This is a genomic window from Micromonospora sp. URMC 105, from assembly GCF_051386295.1.
GTDB lineage: Bacteria > Actinomycetota > Actinomycetes > Mycobacteriales > Micromonosporaceae > Micromonospora.
In genome coordinates, this window is record NZ_JBPQTL010000033.1 from 39,767 (window position 1) to 54,660 (window position 14,894).

The following is a 14,894-nucleotide window of genomic DNA, read 5'->3' on the forward strand; positions in this document are numbered from 1 at the left end:
GCCGATATCTCCCTTCTGAGGAAGAGTGCCGTGACCGAGCAGAACGCCGTGCCAGTGGACCCCGCCGACGACCTTCCCGAGCAGATGAAGGTCCGCCGGGAGAAGCGGGACCGGATGCTCGCCGAGGGCGTCGAGCCGTACCCCGTCGGTTTCCCCCGGACCAGCACGCTGGCCGAGATCCGCGCGAAGTACGCCGAGCTGCCCACCGACACCGCGACCGGCGACGAGGTCTCGGTTACCGGCCGGGTGATCTTCGTGCGGAACACCGGCAAGCTCTGCTTCGCGACCCTGCGCGACGGCGACGGCACCGAACTGCAGGCGATGCTCTCCCTGGACCGGGTCGGGGCGGAGCGGCTGGAGGACTGGAAGCGCCTGGTCGACCTCGGCGACCACGTCGGCGTGACCGGTGAGGTGATCACCAGCCGCCGGGGTGAGCTGTCCGTGCTGGCGCGGGAGTGGGCGGTCACCGCGAAGGCGCTGCGCCCGCTGCCGGTGGCGCACAAGCCGCTGAGCGAGGAGGCCCGGGTCCGCCAGCGTTACGTGGACCTGGTGGTCCGTCCGCAGGCCCGGCAGATGGTGCGTACCCGGGCGGCGGCGGTACGCAGCCTCCGCGATTCCCTGCACGGTGAGGGATTCATCGAGGTCGAGACCCCGATGCTGCAGTTGCTGCACGGCGGGGCGGCGGCCCGGCCATTCGTGACCCACAGCAATGCGTTGAACACCGATCTGTATCTGCGAATCGCGCCGGAACTGTTTCTCAAGCGGGCCGTGGTCGGCGGCGTCGACCGGGTCTTCGAGATCAACCGTAACTTCCGTAATGAGGGCGTCGACTCCTCGCACTCCCCGGAGTTCGCGATGCTGGAGGCCTACCAGGCCTACGGCGACTACGACACGATGGCCGAGCTGACCCGCAATCTGGTGCAGCAGGCGGCGATCGCGGTCAGCGGCTCGACCGTGGTGACCCACGCCGACGGCAGCGACTTCGACCTGGGCGGCGAGTGGCGCTCGGTGACGCTCTTCGGGGTGCTTTCCGAGGCCTTGGGCGAAGAGGTCACGGTCCGCACCGAGCGGTCCCGTCTGGTGGAGTACGCCGACAAGGTCGGGCTCGCCGTGGACCCGAAGTGGGGCCCGGGCAAGCTGGCCGAGGAGCTGTTCGAGGAGCTGGTCGTGCCGGGCCTGCAGGCCCCCACCTTCGTCCGCGATTACCCGGAGGAGACCAGCCCGCTGACCCGGGCGCACCGCAGCGAGCCGGGGCTGGCCGAGAAGTGGGACCTCTACGTGCTCGGCTTCGAGCTGGGTACGGCGTACTCCGAGCTGGTCGACCCGGTGGTGCAGCGGGAGCGGCTGGTGGCGCAGGCGCAGCTGGCCGCCCGCGGCGACGACGAGGCCATGCGGCTCGACGAGGACTTTCTGCGTGCGATGGAGTACGGAATGCCCCCGGCGGGCGGTATGGGAATGGGAATCGACCGGCTTCTGATGGCGCTGACCGGCCTCGGAATTCGGGAGACCATCCTCTTCCCGTTGGTCCGCCCGGAGTGACTCGGAAGCTTCTCCGGGTCGTTACCGCATCCTATTGACGGGTCGAGCGCCGCGCGGGTTATTGTGCTCCTATTGCAGGAGCACCCTGCTCGAAAGGAATGTGGGACGTGGCCAAGCAGATCATTCACAAGCTGGTCGATGACCTGGACGGCGGGGACGCGGACGAGACCGTCAAGTTCGCCCTCGACGGCGTTCAGTACGAGATCGACCTGTCGAACTCCAACGCCGAGAAATTGCGCGACGTATTCGCGCCGTACGTGGCGGCGGGCACCCGGGTCGGTCGCGGCGGTGTGGTCGTGGGTGGCCGGGCGGCGCGGGGCCGGGGCGGCGCCACGGCCGACCGCGAGCAGAACAAGGCGATCCGGGCCTGGGCCAAGAAGTCGGGCAAGGAGATCTCCGACCGGGGACGCATCCCGCAGGAGATCGTCGACGAGTACCACTCGAAGGCCGGTCACTGACACCAGCGCCAGGGCGACACCCAGGGCGACACGACGCCGGGCCGGAGCACGACTCCGGGCCGGCGTCGCCGTCTTTTCAGGGCGACCCGTGGGGCGGAGGTGGCCGATGGGGTTCGAGGGGTCGACGAGGTTGCGGCCGGGTCGGCGGGCCGGCCCCGGGCCGTGCCTCCGTGGGCCTGCGGGGCGGGTCGGGACGGCCGGGAAGGTTCCCGCCGAGGGCGGCGTTGTCCACAGGCGGTGGAGAATCTGTCCACAGCCTGTGGACGAGCCACCGGTCCGTCGGGAGCTTCCGCACCCACGGCGAATTTCGCTCTGCGCGTACAGGCAGGGGTCCCGGAACACCTCCTGAGCGCGGATGGTTGGTCAAAACGACGTCAGAACGGCTCCTCGCGGGGACACACGACCTCAGCGGAGTCGGTCAGCGGCGATAGAGTAAGGAGGCACGGACGCCCGTCCCGGACGTCCGAGCACCGGCCCCGCCAAGATCTTGAACATCAAGGCGCACGGCACGTGAGGAGCACGAGGGCATGTTCGAGCGGTTCACCGACCGAGCGCGACGGGTTGTCGTCCTGGCCCAAGAAGAGGCCCGGATGCTCAACCACAACTACATCGGTACGGAGCACATCCTGCTGGGCCTGATCCACGAAGGTGAAGGCGTCGCGGCAAAGGCCCTGGAGAGCCTCGGCATCTCCCTCGAGGGCGTCCGCCAGCAGGTCGAGGAGATCATCGGCCAGGGCCAGCAGGCGCCGAGCGGGCACATCCCGTTCACGCCGCGGGCCAAGAAGGTGCTGGAGCTGTCGCTGCGCGAGGCGCTGCAGCTCGGCCACAACTACATCGGCACGGAGCACATCCTGCTCGGTCTGATCCGCGAGGGTGAGGGCGTCGCCGCCCAGGTGCTGGTCAAGCTCGGTGCGGACCTCAACCGGGTCCGCCAGCAGGTGATCCAGCTGCTCTCCGGCTACCAGGGCAAGGAGCCGGCCGCGGCGGGCGCCGCGCCGGGTGAGGCCGCGCCGTCGACCAGCCTCGTGCTGGACCAGTTCGGCCGCAACCTGACCCAGGCCGCCCGCGAGGGCAAGCTCGACCCGGTCATCGGGCGCGAGAAGGAAATCGAGCGGGTCATGCAGGTGCTCTCCCGCCGTACCAAGAACAACCCGGTCCTGATCGGTGAGCCCGGCGTCGGCAAGACCGCCGTGGTGGAGGGGCTGTCCCAGAAGATCATCAAGGGCGAGGTGCCCGAGACGCTGAAGGACAAGCAGCTCTACACGCTGGACCTCGGCGCCCTGGTCGCGGGTTCCCGCTACCGCGGTGACTTCGAGGAGCGCCTCAAGAAGGTGCTCAAGGAGATCCGCACCCGCGGCGACATCATCCTGTTCATCGACGAGATCCACACCCTGGTGGGTGCGGGTGCCGCCGAGGGCGCGATCGACGCGGCGAGCATCCTCAAGCCGATGCTGGCCCGTGGCGAGCTGCAGACCATCGGTGCGACGACCCTCGACGAGTACCGCAAGCACCTGGAGAAGGACGCCGCTCTCGAGCGCCGCTTCCAGCCGATCCAGGTGGGTGAGCCGTCGCTGGCCCACACCATCGAGATCCTCAAGGGCCTGCGCGACCGGTACGAGGCGCACCACCGGGTCTCGATCACCGACGCCGCTCTCGTCGCCGCCGCGACGCTGGCCGACCGGTACATCTCGGACCGCTTCCTGCCGGACAAGGCGATCGACCTGATCGACGAGGCCGGTGCCCGGATGCGGATCCGTCGGATGACCGCGCCGCCAGACCTGCGCGACTTCGACGAGCGCATCGCCCAGGTGCGCCGCGACAAGGAGTCCGCGATCGACGCGCAGGACTTCGAGCGCGCCGCCCAGCTGCGTGACAAGGAGAAGCAGCTCCTCGGTCAGAAGGCGCAGCGGGAGAAGGAGTGGAAGGCCGGTGACCTGGACGTCGTCAGCGAGGTCGACGACGAGCAGATCGCCGAGGTGCTCGGCAACTGGACCGGTATCCCGGTCTACAAGCTGACCGAGGAGGAGACCTCGCGCCTGCTGCGCATGGAGGACGAGCTGCACAAGCGCGTCATCGGCCAGGAGGACGCGGTCAAGGCGGTCTCGAAGGCGATCCGGCGTACCCGGGCCGGCCTGAAGGACCCGAAGCGTCCGTCCGGCTCGTTCATCTTCGCCGGCCCGTCCGGCGTGGGTAAGACCGAGCTCTCCAAGGCGCTGGCCGAGTTCCTGTTCGGCAGCGAGGACGCCCTCATCCAGCTGGACATGTCCGAGTTCCACGACCGCTACACGGTCTCCCGGCTGGTGGGTGCCCCTCCCGGCTACGTCGGGTACGACGAGGGTGGTCAGCTGACCGAGAAGGTGCGGCGTCGGCCGTTCTCGGTGGTCCTCTTCGACGAGATCGAGAAGGCCCACCCGGACGTGTTCAACACGCTGCTCCAGATCCTGGAGGACGGTCGGCTCACCGACGGTCAGGGTCGGATCGTGGACTTCAAGAACACGGTCATCATCCTGACCACCAACCTCGGTACGCGTGACGTCGCCAAGGCGGTGTCGCTGGGCTTCCAGGCGTCCGAGGACTCCGAGTCGAACTACGACCGGATGAAGCAGAAGGTCAACGACGAGCTCAAGCAGCACTTCCGGCCTGAGTTCCTGAACCGGATCGACGACACCATCGTCTTCCACCAGCTGCGGCAGAACGAGATCCTCTCGATCGTGGACATCATGATCGCCCGGATCGAGACCCAGCTGCGCAACAAGGACATGGGCCTGGAGCTGACCGACAACGCCAAGAAGTACCTGGCGAAGAAGGGCTTCGACCCGGTGCTGGGCGCCCGTCCGCTGCGTCGCACGATTCAGCGCGACATCGAGGACAACCTCTCGGAGCGGATCCTCTTCAACGAGCTGACCCCGGGTCAGATCGTGGTGGTGGACTGCGAGGGCGACCCGGAGAACATCGACAAGTCCAAGCTGGTCTTCCGCGGCTCGGACCGGCCGGCCGAGGTGCCGGACGCCGTTCCGGCCGACCTCGGTGGCGCGGCCACCGCGGGGGCGGACGAGTAAGGACGACAGCACGAGGGCGGCGGCCCCGGACGGCGAAAGCCTCCGGGCCCGCCGCCTTTTGCCGTGCCCTGCGCACCCTCGGCCCACGTGATCGGCACGCTTTGCGGCGTGTCGGGGTGTCCCGGGCGTCGGTCACCCCGGCACACCGCAAACCGGGGGTCGAGAGCGAGGCCCGGCCCCGGGCCGACGGTCAGGGACGGTCAGGGGAGGGGGATCGGGGTGGCCGGGCCGTCGCCGGCCAGCCGGAAGGCGGCCTCGCCGACCGGTTCCACCAGGCCGTCAGTGACCAGTCCGGCCAGCGCCCGGGCCCGCTGCACGTCGTCGGCCCAGACCTGGTCCAGCCGCTGGTGCGGGACCGGGCCGGTGGCCTCCCGGAGCACCCCGAGCAGCAGCCCGCGCACCTGCCGGTCGGTGCCGGCGTACCGCTGGGGGCGCCGGGTCGGGCCGGCGGGCGTCTCCTGGCCGGAGGCCCGCCAGGCGCAGACCGGCTCGACGGGGCAGACCGGGCAGCGCGGCGAGCGGGCGGTGCAGACCACCGCGCCCAGCTCCATGAACGCCGCACTGGCCAGCGCGGCGGCGGCGGGCTCGATCGGCAGCAGTTCCTCGCAGGCGACCAGGTCGGCCGGGCGGGTGGCCGGTCCGGCGTCCGGTTCGCCGACGATCGCCCGGGACACCACCCGCCGGACGTTGGTGTCCACCACCGGGTGCCGCTGCCCGTACGCGAAGGCCGCCACCGCCCGCGCGGTGTACGTGCCGACGCCGGGCAGCGCCAGCAGTTGGTCCAGTTTGTCGGGGACCTCGCCGCCGTGCCGTTCCACGATCGCCACCGCGCAGTCGCGCAGCCGTACCGCCCGACGGGGGTAGCCGAGCCGCCCCCACATCCGGATCGCCTCGGCGGGCGTGTCGGCGGCCAGCGCGGCCGGGTCCGGCCAGCGGGTCAGCCAGGCGTGCCAGGCGGGGAGCACCCGCACCACCGGGGTCTGCTGGAGCATCACCTCGCTGACCAGGATCGCCCAGGCGCCGATGCCGGGCTCGCGCCAGGGCAGGTCGCGGGCGTTCTCCTCGTACCACCGGCTGACCAGGGTGGCGAAAGTCGGTTCAGTCATCGCGCCGCCGATGATGTCACGCGGGACGGTCCCGCAGGATGGGCGGGCCGGGCGGGCCGACGCAGCGAGCCGGTGCGGATCGGGGAGAATGCCCGGATGAACGAGCTCGCGATCACCGTCATCGGCCGGGACCGGCCCGGCATCGTGGCCGACGTCGCCGAGGTGCTCGCCCGGCTCGGCGCGAACCTCACCGACTCCACCATGACCCGGCTTCGTGGTCACTTCGCGATGACCCTGATCTGCGTCGGCCCGGCCGCCGCCGAGGTCGAGGCCGCCCTGGCGCCGCTCGCCGCCGACGGCCAGCTGCTGGCCACCGTACGCGCGGTCACGCCCGACGGGGTGGCGGCGCGGGCCGGGGAGCCGTACGTGATGGCGGTGCACGGCGCGGACCGGATGGGCATCGTGGCGGCGATGACCCGGGTGCTCGCGGACGCAGGCGGCAACGTCACGGACCTGAGCACCCGGCTCGCCGGTTCGCTCTACGTGGTGGTGGCCGAGGTGGACCTGCCGCCGGGTACCGCGGACGAGCTGGCCGGCCGCCTCGCGGCCACCGCAGCCGAGCTGGGCGTCGAGGTGTCCCTGCGGCCCGCCGACCCGGATCTGCTGTGAGCGAGGAGGAGTACGCGGGCCTCGGCGACTGGACTCCGGAGGCGCTGGCCGTGCCCGGCGAGGTACGCCAGGTGGTCGCCGCTCCGCACCCGGTGCTGAGCCGCCCGGGCGGCACGGTCGACCCCACCGCGGCGGAGACCGTCCAGCTGGCCGCCGACCTGATCGCCACCATGCGGGTCTCGCCGGGCTGCGTGGGGCTGGCCGCCCCGCAGGTGGGGGTGGGCGCGCAGGTCTTCGCCGTCGACGTCACCGGGCACCCGAAGGCGGTCACCGTGCACGGCACCTTCGTGCTCTGCAACGCCCGCGTGGTGGAGGCGAGCCGGTGGAAGCCGGGGCGGGAGGGCTGCATGTCGGTGCCGGACCTGACCGGGGACGTGAAGCGGGCCAGCCGGCTGGTGGTGGAGGGCGAGCTGCCCGGCACCGGGAAGCCGGTGCGGCTGGTCACCGACGGCTTCGAGGCGCGCGCGCTGCAACACGAGATCGATCACTGCACGGGGCTGCTCTTCCTGGACCGGGTCGCCGGGGCGCACGCGATCTACCAGCGCAAGGTCTACCTGTGACCGGCCGCCGCCGTCTGTCGTGAGTGGAGAGTGAAGCGGTGTCCGGCGCGTCGCGACGGGTCGGAGCGCGGTGCGCCGCTACGGTGAGGGCATCATGCGTCTGACGGTCGGTCCCCTGCCATCCGCCGTGTACTGGCGGCGTCGCGCCGTCGTACTCGGAGCGGGGCTTCTCTTCCTGATTGTCCTGCTCTATTCCTGCAACCAGTCGGGGGACACGGCCACGACACCGGGGGCGAAGTCCACCCCGACGTCGCAGGCCGTCGATCCGTCGCCGACCGGGCCGGCGCCCGCGTCCGAGTCCGCCGCGCCGTCGGGCACGCCGGCGGCGCCGGACGCCGGGGGCGGTCCGGCCGGTGACCCGGGTACGACCACCGCGCCGCCGGCCGCGCCGCCCGTCGCGCCCGCCAACCCGGCCGTGGTCGACGACGGCACCTGCACGGACGCCGAGCTCAGCGTGACGTCGCAGGCGCTCCCGTCCGAGGTGCGCCGGGGTGCCCTGGTCGACCTGACGCTGCGGGTCAAGAACACCGCCCAGCGGACCTGCAGCCGCGACGTCGGGGCCGACCTGCAGGAGCTCTACGTCAAGCGGGGTGCGGAGAAGGTCTGGTCGTCGGACACCTGCGGCACCGGCAAGGGCTCGGATGTGCAGTCGTTCACCCCGGGCTTCGAGCGCTCGTACCAGCTGACCTGGAACGGCAAGGACGTCAGCCGGTGCGCCGGCGGGGTGGCCGCCGGGCCGCTGCCGCCCGCCGGGACGTACCAGGTCATCGCCCGGGTCGGCACCAAGCTCAGCGAGCCCGTGAAGCTGGTCATCACGGACTGACCGGCACCGGTCAGACGTACCGCTCCAGGATGGACGCCTCGGCGAGCCGGGACAGACCCTCCCGTACGCCCCGGGCCCGCGCGTCGCCGACCCCGTCGACGGCCTGCAGGTCCTCAACGGTGGCGCCGAGCAGCCGCTGGAGGCTGCCGAAGTGGACGACCAGCCGGTCGACGATCGCCACCGGCAGGCGGGGCACCTTGGCCAGCAGCCGGAAGCCGCGCGGGCTGACCGCCGCGTCGAGGGCGTCGGAGGCGGCTGGGTAGCCGATCGCCTTGGCCACCGAGACCAGGTCGATCAGCTCCGTCGCGCCGAGCAGGTCCAGCTCGACCAGCGCCTCGTCGAGGGTGCGCGACTTGCGGCCGGTGGGCAGGTAGTCGCGGATGACCAGGGTGCGGTCGGCGTCCACGCCGGCCATCAGCTCGTCGAGCTGGAGGGCGAGCAGCCGGCCGTCGGTGCCCAGCTCGACCACGTATCCGGCGATCTCGTCGGCGATCCGGCGGACCATCTCCAGCCGCTGCACCACCGCGACCGCGTCCCGTACGGTGACCAGGTCCTCGATCTCCAGCGCGGAGAGCGTGCCGGAGACCTCGTCCAGGCGGAGCTTGTAGCGCTCCAGGGTGGCCAGGGCCTGGTTGGCCCGGGACAGGATCGCCGCCGAGTCGTCCAGGACGTGCCGCTGCCCGTTGACGTAGAGGCTGATGATCCGCATGGACTGGCTGACCGAGATGACCGGGTAGCCGGTCTGCCGGGCCACCCGCTCCGCGGTGCGGTGCCGGGTGCCGGACTCCTCGGTCGGGATGGACGGGTCGGGCATCAGGTGCACCGCCGCCCGGACGATCCGGGTGCCGTCGCTGGAGAGGACCACCGCGCCGTCCATCTTGCACAGCTCGCGGACCCGGGTGGCGGAGAACTCGACGTCGAGCGGGAACCCGCCGGTGCAGATCTGCTCGACCACCTTGTCGTAGCCGAGGACGATCAGCGCCCCGGTGCGGCCGCGCAGGATCCGTTCGAGACCGTCGCGCAGCGCGGTGCCGGGCGCCATCAGGGCGAGGTTGGCCCGCAGCGGATCGCCGGCGCTCCCGGCGCCCGCGGTCACGCTCACGCTGATCGGGCGCGCGGGCGAGCCCACGGCACCGGTGCGGGCGTGGGGAGCCGCGCCGGCAGGCTTGGTGGTGTCGCGGTCGGTCGGCACGCGCACAGTCTACGGACTGCCGTGCGGTGGGTGCTGTCGTGGTTACTGTGATGTGTCACGGCGTCGGATCCCCGAGTGCCGGCGAGGGTGCCGGGCCTGTCCGGTATGGCCCGCGCGGTCCGGCCCGGACGGCCACCGTGGGTCATTCTGCGCTTGCGCGGGCGACACACTGCAGCGCCGCGCGCACGTCCGTGACCTCCATCACCCGCATGTTCTCCGGGCCCGCTCCGGTGCTGGCGGGCCCGCAGCCCGGCGGCACCAGCGCCACCTTGAAGCCGAGCCGGGCCGCCTCGGCCAGCCGGCGGGGCACCGCGCCCACCCGGCGCACCTCGCCGGTCAGCCCGACCTCGCCGATCGCCACCAGGTTGGGCGCGATGGCCAGGTTGAGTCCGCCGGAGGCGACGGCCAGGGCGACGGCGAGGTCGGCCGCGGGCTCCACCACCCGGATGCCGCCGACGGTGGCGGCGAAGACCTCCCGGTCGTGCAGCGTCAGCCGCTCGGTGCGGCGCTGGAGCACGGCCAGCACCATGGCCAGCCGGGCGGAGTCCAGCCCCGAGACGGTACGCCTCGGTGAGCCGGCCACCGTCGCTCCGATCAGCGCCTGCACCTCGGTGACCAGCGCCCGGCGCCCCTCCATCGCCACCGTCACACAGGTGCCGGGCACCGGCTCCGAGTAGCGGGTCAGGAAGAGCCCGGACGGATCGGCGAGGCTGCTGATGCCGCCCTCGTGCATCTCGAAGCAGCCGACCTCGTCAGCGGCGCCGAACCGGTTCTTCACGCCCCGGACCATCCGCAGCGACGAGTGCTTGTCACCCTCGAAGTGCAGCACCACGTCGACCAGGTGCTCCAGCACCCGGGGACCGGCCACCTGACCGTCCTTCGTGACGTGGCCGACCAGCACGGTGGCGATGCCGCGCTCCTTGGCGACGGCGACCAGCGCGGCGGTGACCGCCCGGACCTGGGTGACGCCGCCCGGCACGCCCTCGGTGCCGGTGGTGGAGATCGTCTGCACCGAGTCGAGCACCAGCAGGCCCGGCTTGACCGCGTCGAGGTGGCCGAGCACCGCGCTCAGGTCGCTCTCGGCGGCCAGGTAGAGCTGGTCGTGCAGGGTGCCCATCCGCTCGGCGCGCAGCCGCACCTGGCTGACCGACTCCTCCCCGCTGACCACCAGCGAGGGACTGCCCGCGCCGGCCGCCCACTGCTGGGCCACGTCGAGCAGCAGCGTCGACTTGCCGACCCCCGGCTCGCCGGCGAGCAGCACCACCGCGCCGGGCACCAGGCCGCCGCCGAGGACCCGGTCGAGCTCGCTGACCCCGGTGGGCCGGGCTCGCGCGGGAGCGGCGCTGATCGTCGCGATCGGCCGGGCCGGCTCGGCCGGCATCCGGGAGCTGACCACCCGGCCGGAGACCATCGGCCCGGTGACCGTGCACTCGACCACCGAGCCCCACTCGCCGCACTCGGGGCAGCGCCCCACCCACTTGGGCGGCTGGTGCCCGCACGCGTCGCACTCGTAGGCCGGACGGGGCTCGCGGGCGGCCCGGCCACGGGACGCGCCGGAGGCCGCGCCACCGCGGGCCGGGGTCGATCGGGAGGTGGTCACCACAGGACGCTAACCCCCTCCTACGACGAAAACACCGCCGGCGTGGTGGTCACCACGCCGACGGTGTCGACAGTTGCGTACGGGGCGATCAGCCGTGGCCGGAGCCGCCGTGGCCGGAGCCGCCCTCCTCGCCACCGCCCTCGTAGCCACCCTCGCGCTCGATGATCGGGGAGGGCGGGGCGGCCGGGGTCAGCGGCACGCCGATCGGCGCGCCGGTCTGGATGGTCCGGCCGTTGCCGAAGTCGAAGGTCAACTCGACCTGCTCGCCGACGCGCAGCGCCTCGGTCAGCCCGACGAGCTGGAGGTAGCGGCCACCCTGCACGTTGAGCTGCACGTAGCTCAGCGCCGGGATCTCGAAGCGGGCGGGCTGGCCGGCCGGGGCCGAGGGGCTGGGCGACGCGCTCTCCGACGGGCTGGCGGAGGCGGAGCCGGACGGCGACGCGCTCCCCGACGGGGAGGCGCTCGCGGAGGGGGAGGGGCTCTGCGCCGGCGCGGAGCTCTCCGGCGGGGGCGTCGAGCCCGGCGTGCCGGTGATCACGACCCCGCGCGCGCTCTCCGTGGTGACGGTCACGGTCACCGGGTCCCGCGTGTCGTTGTAGATCACGGTGTTGAGCGCGGCGTTCGCGCCGATGCGGAGGCCCTCGGTGCCGGGGTACTCCACGTAGAGGCCGCGCACCTTGTAGGCGTTGTCCGGGGTCTGGACGTTGATGCCCTGGATCGACGGCTCCTTGTTGGCGGTCTCGGCAATCTGGCCGGCCCCGCAGCCCGTCGCCAGCAGGGCGGTCGCCGCCGCCATGCCGGACAGCAGCAGGGCCGCCCGCCGGGAACCCCTGATCGAGCGCGTCACGTCGGTCCTCCTCGTCACGATCCCCACCCGGCCGTACCCCGGGCGCGGGGTGGTCATACCCGCGCAGACCGCGCTCCAGGGTAGTTGGGGCTGATCGACGGCCGCACGGGGACCCGGTACTGCCACCTGGGCGGGTGCGGGTCAGATCACCCGACCGCTCGCGACCAGCAGCACCACGTCGATCAGGGCGACCACCATCACCGCCCGGAAGGCCGCCACCGGCCGGCCACCGGCCCCGGCCGCGGCCCGTCCGCCGTACCAGCCGAGGGGTGGCACCACGGCGGCGGCCGCCACGGCCGACAGCCCCAGCCACGACGGCGGCCCGGGTGGCCCCACCACCAGGGTGACCGTCGCGGCGAGCAGCAGCCCGGCGGCGGCGATCCGGCTGCCCGCCGGGCCGAGCCGGTGTGGCAGCCCGCGCACTCCGGTGCGCGCGTCGTCGGCGAAATCCGGCAGCACGTTGGCGAAGTGCGCCCCCGCCCCGAGGCAGGCCCCGGCGGCGACCAGCCAGGCCGGTGGCGCCGGCGCGCCCGGCAGGGCCAGCACCACGAAGGCGGGCAGTGCCCCGAAGGAGAACGCGTACGGCAGCACGGAGACCGGGGTGGACTTCAGGGGCCAGTCGTAGAGCAGTGCCGAGACCAGGGCGAGGGTGACCCAGAGCGCGGCGGTGGGATTGGTGGTCAGCGCCAGCAGCGGTGTGGCCAGGGCCGCCAGCACCGCGCCCACCGCCACCGTGCGGCGGCGCACCGCGCCCGCCGCGACCGGCTTGTCGGTACGTCCCACCGTGGCGTCCCGTTCGGCGTCCAGCGCGTCGTTGGTCCAGCCGACGGCGAGTTGGCTGGCCAGGATGGTCACGGTGACCGCGGCGACGCCGGCCGGGGAGTGCCCGGCCCCCCAGGCGAGCAGCCCCGACACCGCGGTGACCGCCACGGACGGCTCCGGATGGCTCGCCCTGACCAGCCCTAACACCGTCGACGACATAAGGGAAGTCTGGTCGTTACCGGGGAGTCGTGCCACGCTCGGTCCATGCGGAACGGTCCCGGGTCCACTCCGCCCCGCGTGCTGCCTCCCAACGACCCCCGCCAGTACGACGACCTGGCCGGCGAGTGGTGGCGGCCGGACGGCGCGTTCGCCATGCTGCACTGGCTGGCCCGGTCCCGGGCCGCCCTGGTGCCGCCCGCCACCCGGCCCGACGCCCTGCTGGTCGACCTGGGTTGCGGCGCCGGCCTGCTCGCCCCGCACCTGGCCGGCAAGGGCTATCGGCACGTCGGGGTCGACCTGACCCGGTCGGCGCTGGCGCAGGCCGCCGAGCACGGGGTGACCGTGGTCAACGGCGACGCCACCGCGGTGCCGTTGGCGGACGGCTGCGCCGACGTGGTGGCCGCCGGTGAGCTGCTGGAGCACGTACCGGACTGGCGGCGGGCGGTCGCCGAGGCGTGCCGGCTGCTGCGCCCCGGTGGCCTGCTGGTGCTGGACACGTTGAACGACACCGCACTGGCCCGGCTGGTGGCGGTGCGGATCGGGGAGCGGCTGCCGACGGTGCCCCGGGGGATCCACGATCCACGGTTGTTCGTGGACGCCCGCGAGCTGGTCGCCGAGTGCGCGCGCCACGGCGTACACCTGCGGATCCGCGGCATCCGGCCGAGCCTGCGCGGGACGTTGGCCTGGCTCGTCCGACGGGCCCGGGGCCGTCCTTCTTCGACGGCCGACGGCCGGCAGCCCCGGATCAGGCCGACCCGGTCGGTCGCCGTGCTCTATCAGGGACACGGGGTGCGACACGGGTAACCGCACCGCGCCGGGGTACAGGGACGCAGGAGGGGGCGATATGACGGTGCACGCGCTGGAGGCGGCCCGCCGGTTGGCGCCGCGGTTCGCCGCGCGGGCGGCCCGGCACGACCAGGACGGCTCGTTCCCGGTGGACGACTTCGCCGACCTGCGCGAGGCCGGGCTCTTCGGGCTGATGGTGCCGCGCGGGCTGGGTGGCGCGGGCGCCACCTTCGCCGAGTACGCGGCGGTCGCCACCGAGCTGGCCCGGGGCAACGGCGCGACCGCGCTGGTGTTCAACATGCACGCCTCGGTCACCGGCGCGCTCGGCGCGGTCACCGAGGAACTGGCCGAGGCGCTGGGCGTACCGGACGCGGCGCTGGCCGCCCGGGACCGCCTGCTCCGCGCGGCGGCCGAGGGCTCCTGGTACGCGGTCGCGATGAGCGAACGCGGCGCGGGCGCGCGCCTGTCCCAGCTGAGCACCGTCTACGAACCGGTCGACGGGGGCTGGCACATCAAGGGCAGCAAGACCTTCTGCTCCGGCGCCGGGCACCCGGACGGCTATCTTGTGGCCGCCCGCAGCGCCGCCGACCAGTCGGTGGTCTCCCAGTTCCTGGTGCCGGCCGGCGACGGGCTGACCGTGGAGCCGACCTGGGACTCGCTCGGCATGCGGGCCACCTCCTCGCACGACCTGCACCTGGACGTGACCGTTCCGGCCGACCGGCTGCTCGGCGGGGTGGAGGGGCTGGCGCTGGTGGTGGCCCAGCTGATGCCGCACTGGCTGGTCGCCAGCTACGCCGCCGTCTACGTCGGGGTGGCCCGGGCGGCGGTGGACGCGGCGGCCGAGCATCTGAACGCCCGCAACCTCGCCGGCCTGCCGGCGGTGCGCGCCCGCCTCGGGCGGGCCGATGCGGCGGTGGCGGCGGCGCAGCTGGTGGTGGCGGAGGCGGCCCGACGGGTCGACGAGGCCCCCGGCGACGCCGAGACCAACCGCTGGGTGTGGCGGGCCAAGCTGCTCGCCGGTACGACCGCGGCCGACGTGGCGGCGTCCGTGCTGGAGGCGGCCGGCACGTCGGCGACCCGACGGGGCCACCCGCTGGAGCGGCTCTACCGGGACGCGCGCTGCGGCTCGCTGCACCCGGCGACCTCGGACGTCTGCGCGGACTGGCTCGGCATCGCGGCGCTGGGTGGGGACCCGGATCGCGACGGATCGATTCCTCGTTGGTGAACGAGGAACGGCAGATGTGGGCGGTGGGGGTGGGCGTTCCCGCAGGGCGGCGTAGAGGGTCAGGCCCGGCCCGAAGGCCAGCATCACGATCCGCCGGGGCGGCACGGGC

Annotated in this window: 13 protein-coding genes; 8 read left to right on the top strand and 5 right to left on the bottom strand. The window is 73.0% G+C overall.

What is annotated here, in order from left to right:
- Positions 1-30: 30 nt before the first annotated feature.
- From lysS to ACSNN7_RS13715, 3 genes are all read left to right on the top strand, one after another.
- Positions 31-1,539: a lysine--tRNA ligase gene (lysS, locus tag ACSNN7_RS13705; RefSeq protein WP_436681122.1), complete on the top strand. Its 1,509-nt coding sequence runs from the start codon at positions 31-33 to the stop codon at positions 1,537-1,539.
- 107 nt (positions 1,540-1,646) lie between these two features.
- Positions 1,647-1,997, top strand: coding sequence for a histone-like nucleoid-structuring protein Lsr2 (locus ACSNN7_RS13710; protein WP_172894171.1), 351 nt, complete (start codon positions 1,647-1,649; stop codon positions 1,995-1,997).
- Positions 1,998-2,524: 527 nt separating this feature from the next.
- The gene (locus ACSNN7_RS13715) at positions 2,525-5,056 is read left to right on the top strand and encodes an ATP-dependent Clp protease ATP-binding subunit (protein ID WP_358003506.1); all 2,532 of its coding nucleotides are present in this window, start codon (positions 2,525-2,527) and stop codon (positions 5,054-5,056) included.
- Positions 5,057-5,256: 200 nt separating this feature from the next.
- Here ACSNN7_RS13715 and ACSNN7_RS13720 read toward each other — a convergent pair whose 3' ends face one another.
- The gene (locus ACSNN7_RS13720; protein WP_436681123.1) at positions 5,257-6,162 is read right to left on the bottom strand and encodes an A/G-specific adenine glycosylase; all 906 of its coding nucleotides are present in this window, start codon (positions 6,160-6,162) and stop codon (positions 5,257-5,259) included.
- Positions 6,163-6,258: 96 nt separating this feature from the next.
- On the opposite strand from ACSNN7_RS13720, the gene ACSNN7_RS13725 reads away from it, so the two are divergent.
- The 3 genes from ACSNN7_RS13725 to ACSNN7_RS13735 all read left to right on the top strand — a co-directional run bounded on the left by ACSNN7_RS13725 (position 6,259) and on the right by ACSNN7_RS13735 (position 8,154).
- Positions 6,259-6,771, top strand: a complete 513-nt coding sequence (locus ACSNN7_RS13725; protein WP_436681124.1) for a glycine cleavage system protein R — start codon at positions 6,259-6,261, stop codon at positions 6,769-6,771.
- Positions 6,768-7,331 carry a peptide deformylase gene (locus ACSNN7_RS13730; RefSeq protein ID WP_436681125.1) on the top strand — a complete coding sequence of 188 codons (564 nt, stop codon included), beginning with the start codon at positions 6,768-6,770 and terminating at the stop codon, positions 7,329-7,331. The genes ACSNN7_RS13725 and ACSNN7_RS13730 overlap by 4 nt, the downstream gene beginning before the upstream one ends.
- A 94-nt stretch (positions 7,332-7,425) precedes the next feature.
- Complete coding sequence (locus tag ACSNN7_RS13735) at positions 7,426-8,154, top strand: hypothetical protein (RefSeq protein ID WP_436681126.1); 729 nt, start codon at positions 7,426-7,428, stop codon at positions 8,152-8,154.
- Positions 8,155-8,164: 10 nt separating this feature from the next.
- On the opposite strand, the gene disA is transcribed toward ACSNN7_RS13735, so the two are convergent.
- The 4 genes from disA to ACSNN7_RS13755 all read right to left on the bottom strand — a co-directional run bounded on the left by disA (position 8,165) and on the right by ACSNN7_RS13755 (position 12,810).
- Entirely contained in the window at positions 8,165-9,346 is a 1,182-nt protein-coding gene (disA, locus tag ACSNN7_RS13740; protein ID WP_436681127.1) for a DNA integrity scanning diadenylate cyclase DisA, read from the bottom strand.
- A gap of 142 nt (positions 9,347-9,488) precedes the next feature.
- Positions 9,489-10,946 carry a DNA repair protein RadA gene (gene radA / locus ACSNN7_RS13745; RefSeq protein WP_436681128.1) on the bottom strand — a complete coding sequence of 486 codons (1,458 nt, stop codon included), beginning with the start codon at positions 10,944-10,946 and terminating at the stop codon, positions 9,489-9,491.
- Between the two features lie 88 nt (positions 10,947-11,034).
- Complete coding sequence (locus ACSNN7_RS13750) at positions 11,035-11,793, bottom strand: hypothetical protein (protein ID WP_436681129.1); 759 nt, start codon at positions 11,791-11,793, stop codon at positions 11,035-11,037.
- A 141-nt stretch (positions 11,794-11,934) separates the two neighbouring features.
- Positions 11,935-12,810: a UbiA family prenyltransferase gene (locus ACSNN7_RS13755; protein ID WP_436681130.1), complete on the bottom strand. Its 876-nt coding sequence runs from the start codon at positions 12,808-12,810 to the stop codon at positions 11,935-11,937.
- A gap of 9 nt (positions 12,811-12,819) precedes the next feature.
- On the opposite strand from ACSNN7_RS13755, the gene ACSNN7_RS13760 reads away from it, so the two are divergent.
- The gene (locus tag ACSNN7_RS13760) at positions 12,820-13,578 is read left to right on the top strand and encodes a class I SAM-dependent methyltransferase (protein ID WP_436681131.1); all 759 of its coding nucleotides are present in this window, start codon (positions 12,820-12,822) and stop codon (positions 13,576-13,578) included.
- A gap of 40 nt (positions 13,579-13,618) precedes the next feature.
- Positions 13,619-14,785: an acyl-CoA dehydrogenase family protein gene (locus ACSNN7_RS13765; RefSeq protein ID WP_436681132.1), complete on the top strand. Its 1,167-nt coding sequence runs from the start codon at positions 13,619-13,621 to the stop codon at positions 14,783-14,785.
- Positions 14,786-14,894 lie beyond the last annotated feature (109 nt).

Coding starts and splice junctions, on each gene's coding strand:
- ACSNN7_RS13725 (WP_436681124.1), top strand. CDS start 6,259: ATGAACGAGCTCGCGATCACCGTCATCGGCCGGGACCGGCCCGGCATC.
- ACSNN7_RS13765 (WP_436681132.1), top strand. CDS start 13,619: ATGACGGTGCACGCGCTGGAGGCGGCCCGCCGGTTGGCGCCGCGGTTC.
- ACSNN7_RS13735 (WP_436681126.1), top strand. CDS start 7,426: ATGCGTCTGACGGTCGGTCCCCTGCCATCCGCCGTGTACTGGCGGCGT.
- ACSNN7_RS13760 (WP_436681131.1), top strand. CDS start 12,820: ATGCGGAACGGTCCCGGGTCCACTCCGCCCCGCGTGCTGCCTCCCAAC.
- ACSNN7_RS13715 (WP_358003506.1), top strand. CDS start 2,525: ATGTTCGAGCGGTTCACCGACCGAGCGCGACGGGTTGTCGTCCTGGCC.
- ACSNN7_RS13720 (WP_436681123.1), bottom strand. CDS start 6,162: ATGACTGAACCGACTTTCGCCACCCTGGTCAGCCGGTGGTACGAGGAG.